The following is a 9,033-nucleotide window of genomic DNA, read 5'->3' as shown; positions in this document are numbered from 1 at the left end:
ACCGATCCGAGCGCTGCAGCTCGTCCTACTCCGGCAACAACTCCGATGCCTCCCCCACCACGCTCACCAGAAGCACGTCACGGGCACGCGAGGCCGCCACGTAGAGCAGCGCACGCTCGCGCTGGAGTGCTTCGTCGGCTTCGGCCGGCGCAAGCCCCTTCATGAGGTAGCGCTGCGGCAGCGCCTCGCTACTCACGTCGAGGAGGATGACGTGCGTGAACTCCAAGCCCTTGGCGTTGTGCATCGTCATCACCGCCACCGGGCGCTCCCGGGAGGTGCGCCGCCCGGTGCTCACCGCCACGCCTAGTTCACCTAGCTGCGTGGCAATCTCATCCTTACGGGGGTTGGTGCGGGTCAGCACGCCAATGGAAACATCATCGTCCCCGGAGGTCCAGTCACGGATATGCGCGGCCAAGGTTTCAGCCTCCTCGGCCTTGCTGGCAGAATTCACGACAACCGGTGCCGGCCCCTGGCGCACCGAACGGTAGCCATGCAGATCGTCGATGTCTTCTTCCGAGTCAATCCACTCGGTCCCCTCCAGAATCGCCGCGGCGTAGCCCAGGTTTTGTCGGGTCGTCCGGTAGTTCACCCGCAGCTTCCTCGTGGCACGACCACGCGTTTCAATCCCATAATCACGCAGCACTAAGCGCTGGCCATAAATGCGCTGGTGCGAATCCTCCGCAATAAAGATGTCATTCGGCCCGCGCTTGGCCACCGCCCGCAGGAATTTCCAGTGGCCGGCGTGGAAGTCCTGAGCTTCGTCGATGAGCACGTGATCAAACATGCCCTCCGTGCCAGTGCGGTGCTCCACAATGTGCGCGGCCACCACCGCTGCGGCCGCATAGGTCAGCTTCCCAATGGACGCGCATGCCGCGTGGAAGTACTCCACAATCGCCCACACTGCCTTGCGCTCAGCGCGGGTCAGCGGCGTGCCACGCCCGGTGCGCCGCGCGCGCAGATAGGTCTTCTCATCGGTGATACCCTGCGTAAGGATCACCGCCGAGTACTCCTGCGCCAAGAACGTCGGGTGGGATTTCTCCCGCGGCAAGGAACTACCTTTGAGCTCCGCGGCCTCCTGCCACTGCCGTTTTTCCTCCACGCCGTCGAGGCCGCGGGGCACAAAGTCCGCATCAATATTGAGCACGGCAGCCATCGCGGCGGCGCGCTCTGTTGCTTGTGCATTCGCCAGCACGTCGAAGACGAGTGCGTCGACGCCGCTGATCCACAGCCCCGGCGCGCCGTGCACGGAGGCCTCTGGGAAGGCCGGGTACAGCTCATTCATCTGTGTTTTCAGCGCATTCGCCAGTTCACGCGTGTACGTGGTCAAAAAGACTCGCGCCTTCGGATTCTTCTGCAGCAGGTGCTTCGTGCGGTGCACCACCACCACGGTCTTGCCGGTACCGGCACCACCCGTGATGCGCGCGGAGCCAGTGTGCTCTGCTTCCACAGCGCGGCGCTGGCTCGGGTGGAGGAAGACGCGCCACTGGGCAAAAGAGCCCTTGAGGATCGCTGCCAGCTCCTCTTCGCCGGGGTCGATGGCAAAGTCCATCCGGGCAGCCGGGGACTTGATACCTTCCACCAGCGCCTTGTCGGAGCTGGCATCAGCCGCTGCGGGCTTATCCAGGTCCAAGCCCAGTTCCTCACGCACCTCCGCAATGCTCATCCCTGACAGCAGGCCAACCACTGCATGATGTTCCCAATCCGGCGCGCTCTCCGACTTCTTCAGGGCCTCATCGACTGTGGCGGCCTGCTCCAGCACCGCTACCGTCTGTGGTGACAGGCCTAGGTCATCGGTGAGCTTTTGCTTGGCGACGCCCACCACATCCCACGGCCGCACGTCCTCACCGGCAGCAGCGGTATCACCCGAAGGCGCACCCGATGACTCTGCTTCAGAGCCGGCGACAGAATCTACCTCTGCGGCAGCAGCCGCCGCGGCTTCTGCGGCGAGCTGCTCGGCTGCCAAGCGCTTGGCACGTGATTCAATCTCCGCCTGCGACATCGCCGCCGAAGCTTCCGGCGCGGTGGCATCCACGAGCGCCGGCACGCCGGAGACTTCATTGACCACCAGCGTCTTCGACGTGGCGAGCGCATAAGCATCGTCGTGGTTGAGGATGTCAATGAGCACGAACATGGTGTCGTTGCCATCGTGCAGCTCGAAGAGCACCGCGCGGTACTTGCGGTTCACCCGCGCGGTGCGCACTCGCTTATCCGCCGCATCCTTAATGGGCTCCACGTGCAGCGAAGGGTTCGTGGGATCCTCCACCAGCTTGTTGCAGAACTCAAAGATCTGGTTTCCCAAGTTGTAGCGGTCCTCAATGCGGCGGTAGAAGGACAGGCTCGTTGCCATTGCTTTCCTCTCTTAAAAATCAGCAGATCAGGAGGCGCTCAGCGCCGCGGTCAGGGAATCGGGAACAGAATCGAAATCAGCGCCGAAGACTGCATAGCCTTCAGCCTCAAAGTCTTCACGCAGGTCTTCAACATCCTCAGCAAAGAGCAACAGGACTTTCTGCTGCGGCCACTGTGCTACCACCGGGATGCCGGAAACCTCACCACCGATGGAATCAGCATCCGGCTCGCTAAGACCTGCCGCGGCCATTGCACGCAGCGCTGCGTATACCTCCGGCTCGTCGGCGAAGGCCTCCAGTGCCTCGTCCCAGCCGGGCGACACCGTCTCCTCAGCCACAGGATCCTCTACACCGCGCAGCACACGCTCGGCTGTATCTTGAGCGGGCGGCGGCACAACTGGCTGCGCGTCGCACGCCACCACTTCCTCCACCACGGAGTCCTCAACCTCGACCTGTGCGAGGTCAGGGTCCAGATAGGCTAAGTTGCTCAAGCCCAAGAACAGCCGCCAACCATCCAAATCTTCAGAGGCATTCCTGGCATCGAAACTCAGGCGGCGATACGTATCGCCTACACGTACGGCCACCGTGCCGAGGTACGTCTTCTCGAAACCATCACGCAGCTGTCTACCGCCCATGGATGCTTCGACTAGGGCGGACGTGCTTAGAATCGCCCAATTCTCCAACGGCTTCATAAGCAGCGTGAGAAGCAAAGTGATGGGATCCTCGTCCACGCGGTTTAATAGTTCTTGCGAAGCATTATGTTTCTTCGCCAACGGCGGCCGCAGCTGCGGGCTCACCCACACCGGCGGATCCACCGGCTCGTTGCGCGCTGTTGCCTGCCGGGCATCGATGTCCTGCCACGTCAGCGACCACGGCAGATAGCCCATCTCATAAAGCCCATTGCGCTTATCAAAGTCATCCTTCACGCGGTTATGCACCGCACTCGCATGGTAGGCAGCGCCATCAAGGTACACAGCGACGTCACGGATGGCGCTATCGCGGGTAGAGAAGACGAAGTCCGGGATGGTGCCGCCAATCTGCTTCTGTTCTTCCATAACCCAATCGTGGCGCGAGCCTTCAAAGCTGATGTCCCACTGCGCATGGTTGCCCTTCATGGATTCCACCACCGTGGCACCACACTCCTTCAAGTCTGCGCGCAGCTGCTCCACAAAGCGCTGCTCCAGCTTGGACTGCTCACTGCGCTCGGGGCGCTCTTCGGTGAGATGACCCTCCCAGGTAAAGGAAGCCGGATCAGCATCAGTGGAGACATGGAGGTCATCGGCCAAAATCTTGCGCAGTGCCACCACCGCGGCCTCCCGGGAGGTCTGTGGGATTTGGCTACTCCGCGCAAAAGGCAGCAAACACGACGGGCAGCACTGCCGCACTTCCTCAGCGCAATGGCAGGAGGCCAGGCGGCGATAAGCCACGAGCAACATCTGGCGCACGTGCGCCGGTTCCGTGAACTGCGCCAGGTAACCAGTACCACCCGGAACGGTGTCATGAATAAGCAACATGTCTACCGGACTGCCATCGGAATCCACGCGCACGGGCTCGACGTCCAAGTGATCCGGGTTGCCGCCCAGGTACTCCTTGAAGCCGAGCTTCAACGCGGCCACCAACGAAGGCAGCGTGGTGGACTCCACCATGCCCAACAACGCCGGCAGGTGCACCAGGACCGCCTGCGTGCCCAGGCTGCGTCCCAGCGCAAAACTAATGGAGTGCTCTTCAGCGGCGTTGCGGTACTCGCACCATGGTGCGTGGTCCTGCCAGCGGTTAGCGCCCACATCGGAGTCCAAGTGACCGCAGCGCTCGCACACGCGGAACAGCGGCGCCTCGCGCTCTACTGCCGCAAAGGTGCGCGGACTGCCACCGCCCATGCGGCCCAGGTTCAGCCAACGCATCTCCACGTGCGCCAGGTACTCCATGCCGAAGCCGGAGTCAGACAGATACCAGGCCTTACCGCGCCCGCCCTCGGGCACATCAAAACTCAGCTGCGTTTGGAAGCGCAGCGAGGTGCGGTCATCAGTGATGTCATTGATGGCGGAGCGCGCCGCGTCCACGGTGGCATAGACCTTGGTCATCTCCACCACATCAATGAGCTGGTTCCTATCCGCAAAGCCCTTGGACCCGCACTCCGGGCACGCACCCACGCGCGGGGCGGCCACAGCTACTTCCTCGTCGCTGGAGAGCACCGCACCGGTGGCCTCCGAGTAGGAGCACTCCGGGCACAGACGCCATTGAGTGAGCGCCGAGTGGTGCTCGCCCAACTCCACCGAGTCCACCTTCGCGCCCACGCCCTGCACGTAGAAGGTGTTTCCGGGCGCCAGCTCCGTCAGCGCGGAAGAGACACCGCGGCTATAGCTATAGGTCTCCGTCTCAAACTTCTGCACCTCCTCGTTGAAGGAGGAGACAGCCAGGTTGAACTCCACGGCATCATCCAACAACGTAAAGTTCGGCAGCAGCCCAAAGCGCTCCAAAGCGCTGATCCAGTACTCATCAGCGTGGTCCTCCAGCTGCTTGCGCACAAACCTCTGGGAAGCCACCGTGGCGTCATACTGGTTCTTCAGCTCCTCATCCTCCACCGCGGAGGCCTCCACGCGTGCCTTCAACTCCGTCACGCGCTTGCTCAGCACTTCTCGGCGGGACAACAGCAGCTTCTGTGTTGCACCCCAGCGCTCACGTGCAGACTGCAAGTCCACCACCATGCCGGACGAAGCACCAGCCTCACCCGGCAGGCACCAACCGCGCAGCTCTTCCAACACCTCCGCCGAAGCATGCTGCGCCACCGTAGAAGCAAAACGCTCATAGGCCTCCAACACCACCGCGGGCGAGAGCTCCACCAGCGCATCAATCACGGAGTAGCTGGCGTGCGTAAACACATCGCGCGCACTACGCAGCTGCTCCACCGAGCGCCCCACATCAGTGCTATCCAGCAGGTAAGCCACGAACTGGCGGTGCATAATATCGCGCGCGGACAGATACGCCGCGGGCGCTGTCACCGAACCAGCGATGGTCTCCAGCGGGTGCTCCAGCGTAGTCAGGGCACGCCCGCGACCGCGTACCAGCGCCACGATGAGCGAGTTACCCGTCAAACGCCCGGCGCGTCCCACACGCTGCACGTAACTTGCCACCGTGTGCGGCATGGAAGACAGCATCACCGTGGAGAGGTCACCGATGTCGATACCCATCTCCAACGTCGGCGTGGCCACGAGCACGTTCGGCGCCGAGGCGGACTGCTCCGCAAAGGGCCGCTTAAACTCATCCTCCAACTCTTTACGCCGTGGCGTGGGCACCAGACCTGTGTGTTCTTCCGCCACCACGGTGCGGGTATTCGTGGTGCGGTAGAGCTGCTGGTAGTAGTTATCCTCCACGTCCACCGGCACGAAGTGCCCGGTACAGGACAAAGTAAAGCACGCCACGCCAGACATGGCCTCACGCGCTGCGGCATCCACGCCCACGCGCAGGTGGCACACCGGACATTCCAACAGCCCTGGCTCGGCTTCTTCGCACACGATGATGTTCTCTGGTTCCAGCGCATACACGCGCCCGCCCGTGGCCGTCGGTACGGAGAACACCACTTCCTCGAACTCGAGCTGCTTGAACAACTCCGCCACCTGGTTGGCTGCATCGAACGCACTGCTTGTCGAAGCCCCCAGCGCCGCCTTCGTCCACCGCGCGTACCAGCCCTTCTGGGAGTCCAACGGCATCGTCGCGTTATTATCGCGCTTACACAACGCCCCCTTGAGCGCTGCCCCCGCGCGCGGGAATTTCGGCGCACCACCGCGCACGAACGCAGGTATTCCCTTGGCACGCGCCTGACGGCGGTTAAGCAACCACGGGTTGCAGTCCTGGCGCAGGTATTCCTTGAGCCATGGGTGGGCAATGCCACCGGCAATGCGCATGTACTCCACCACGCCGCGCGCCCAAGCCAGCAGCTCCGCATCCGTGGCTAGCGTCCCCGCCACCGAGCGCGCCGCTGACAGCAGCACCGCATCATCCACGTCCACTGACACCGACAGCGTTCCTGTCGTCACCAACGAGCGCGGTAGATCCACCCGGTCACCGAACTGCAGCGCCAAGTCCAAGTCCAGCCGCGACTGCAACGCCGACAACGCACTCCGCTGCTCCGCAGCACCAGCATCCTTCTCCCACACCGCCCGGTAGCGTGGCGACTCCTTCAACTGCGGTGGCAACAACTCATAGAGCGCCCGCGACCTCACCGCCGGTTCCGACTCCACACGCGCATGCTCCACCATGCGCGCCGCCACCGACGACAACGGCACGCCTGCGGACGAAGAAGCCGTCGTTTCAGACGACGAGCCGGCGTCTGCTGAATCTGATTCAGCAGACGCGACAGAATCGCCAAACGAGCGGACCGCTCGCCAAATTCGCGCACGCAGCGCGAAGGCACGCGCACGGCTTTGCACGAAGCCAGCGCGGTGTGCGGCATCCTGCACAGAGTCCGCAAAGACCAGAGTCTTCTTCTCCGCGGAATCCAGATCATCCATGCCGAAGAGGTTGCTCAGCGCCACCGAAAGCAACGTGGCCACCGAAGAACCCAAGAAGCGCATCGCGTCGTCTTCACCACAGGACGGGCACTGCTGCGCCTTCGCGCGCTCCTCCGCATCTTCACCGGAATACACCAGCACCGGCACCACTGGGGATTCCTCCATGGTCTCCGAATCAGGTGCCTGTGGCGTCAAACCTGGCAGGTCCAGGTTCAACCACGCCACGCGGGAGCTCTCGCCCTCCGCGCGCGTAACGCCCTGTGCCACCTCACTCGTGGCATCAATGAGCGGGCGCTGCCGCTCCGGTGCGCTGATAGCGATCCGGCGAATCTCCTGCGGTGCAGTGACATACGTATCCCCACCAGGTTGCTCCGCCAGCATCCAACCGGAGCGCCCACAGTGGCGGCAGTAGATCGCCGGCAACCACGCCTTGGGCGCATCGCCAGCAACCTGCACCGTGTGCGCGCCCATGCCGCCATCATCGGACCACCTGAACACCGAGGAACGCGACGATGACGCCACTGCCCTATCGATGCGGGAGATCTCACGCACCCACAGGTGCAGCTCCACACCGGGGAACTTCTTTCCATCCCACCCCAACGCAGCACCGAGCTTCGCACGCACATAAGCAATGAAGGACAACGTCAACGACAAGAACTCGACGGCCAACTCGCGGTGACTGCGCAGCACGTTAGCCGGGAACACTCGCGATACCAGCGGTTCCACCGCCACGATATCCGTCCCCGGGACCCCAGCTTCACCGTGCTCCAGCGGCACCGGCGTGGCCGCCTCCCGCAGAATCGCGCACACCAACTCATTGCCCGCCATTGCCAGAACCGAGTCAGCCAAGTCAGGAGAAGAATTCAAACCAGGCAAAGAACCGAAGACGTGCCGGCTCATCGCCTCAAACACCGCCACATCAAACAACGCTGCATCTTCAGCAGAACCTGAAGCAGCAACCACAGCCGCCACCTCATCAACGACCTTCTGCATCACCTCAACTGAAGGCGTTGGCGTCACTGGCGGAAGCACGTCAGCAGAATCGGAGCTCGAAGAGTCTTCGTCGTTTGAAACGACGGCCCGCAGCTTCGCCACCAATGGTGCGACCGTAGACTGCCACTCCTCCACGGTCATGAGCGTCTCCCCGACCACGGCATCCGGCGGCATCTGCTCGCCGAAGACCGTGTAAGCAAACGACAACATGTCGCTATGCGGTGCCGCCGATTCAGTACCGGTGCCCTCGGCGTCTTCGAAACCTTCGGCGCTTTCGGTGCTCTTGTCCCCCAACGTTGCGGAGGTCGCCACCGGCGTTACCTTGCCCAAAGGACGCTGAGCATCTTCAGGCGAAAGGAAGCCCTCGGGCTGGTACTTCTTAAGCATCAATCCGAGTCGGCGCAGCAGCATCGCCACGTCCGTGCCTTGGGCTGCGTCATATGTGTGGAACTCATCCAGCACCAAGTACTGCAGGGACCGCGCGGATTTCTCCCACAGCTCACGGTCCTGCTCGCGCAGCAGCAACTGGTCCAGCATCTTGTAGTTCGTTAGCAAGATATCCGGCGGGGTATCCCGCAACACCGAACGGTCCGAAATCAGACCATCCTTCGATGCTTTCCTGCGTCCGCCAGAAACCACCTCGCCGGTGTAGATACCCGCCGTCACCCCGGCGAGCTCAGCCTCGGCATGCAACAGCTTGGCCAAACGGCGTTCCTGATCGGATGCCAGCGCATTCATCGGGTACAAAATCAACGCCTTGATTCCGCTTCCATTAGACCGACGGCAATGATCCAGAATCGGATAGAGGAAGGACTCGGTCTTACCCGAACCAGTACCAGTCACCACCAACGTGGGCGACGGTCGCCGCTTCGAACCCGTCGAGTAATCAAACGAAGACAACCGCTCAAATGCTTCAGCCTGGTGGCGGTAAGGCTTGAAACCTGACGGCAGCCAGCCCAAAATCCCATCCCACGACTTCGCCGGTGCATACGGCAAACGCGTGCGCACATACGGCCCGTAGAACATACCGCCCTGCGGATCGTTGAGGAACTCCCGCAGCTGCTGGGAGGTCAGGTCCTCTGCCAAGGAGAAGGTCGTGGTGAGGTACTCCGACAACCCATCAACAATGTGAGTGGAGGCGTACGTAGGGATAAGACTCGACATAAAGTTCTACTTCAATTCTATCG

The 9,033-nt window shown here is 62.3% G+C and carries 2 protein-coding genes; both read right to left on the bottom strand.

The window, feature by feature from the left end; translation table 11 throughout:
* Positions 1-25 precede the first annotated feature (25 nt).
* The gene (locus HMPREF2807_RS00305) at positions 26-2,347 is read right to left on the bottom strand and encodes a 3'-5' exonuclease (RefSeq protein WP_070509551.1); all 2,322 of its coding nucleotides are present in this window, start codon (positions 2,345-2,347) and stop codon (positions 26-28) included.
* Between the two features lie 27 nt (positions 2,348-2,374).
* Positions 2,375-9,010, bottom strand: coding sequence for a DEAD/DEAH box helicase (locus HMPREF2807_RS00300; RefSeq protein WP_070509549.1), 6,636 nt, complete (start codon positions 9,008-9,010; stop codon positions 2,375-2,377).
* Positions 9,011-9,033: the final 23 nt, after the last annotated feature.

Source organism: Corynebacterium sp. HMSC074A09 (genome assembly GCF_001811545.1).
Lineage (GTDB): Bacteria > Actinomycetota > Actinomycetes > Mycobacteriales > Mycobacteriaceae > Corynebacterium > Corynebacterium hiratae.
This window is presented reverse-complemented; position numbering and strand designations above follow the sequence as displayed.

Excerpts from the sequence above, each read along its gene's own strand:
- HMPREF2807_RS00305 (WP_070509551.1), bottom strand. The coding sequence starts at position 2,347 with ATGGCAACGAGCCTGTCCTTCTACCGCCGCATTGAGGACCGCTACAAC.
- HMPREF2807_RS00300 (WP_070509549.1), bottom strand. The coding sequence starts at position 9,010 with ATGTCGAGTCTTATCCCTACGTACGCCTCCACTCACATTGTTGATGGG.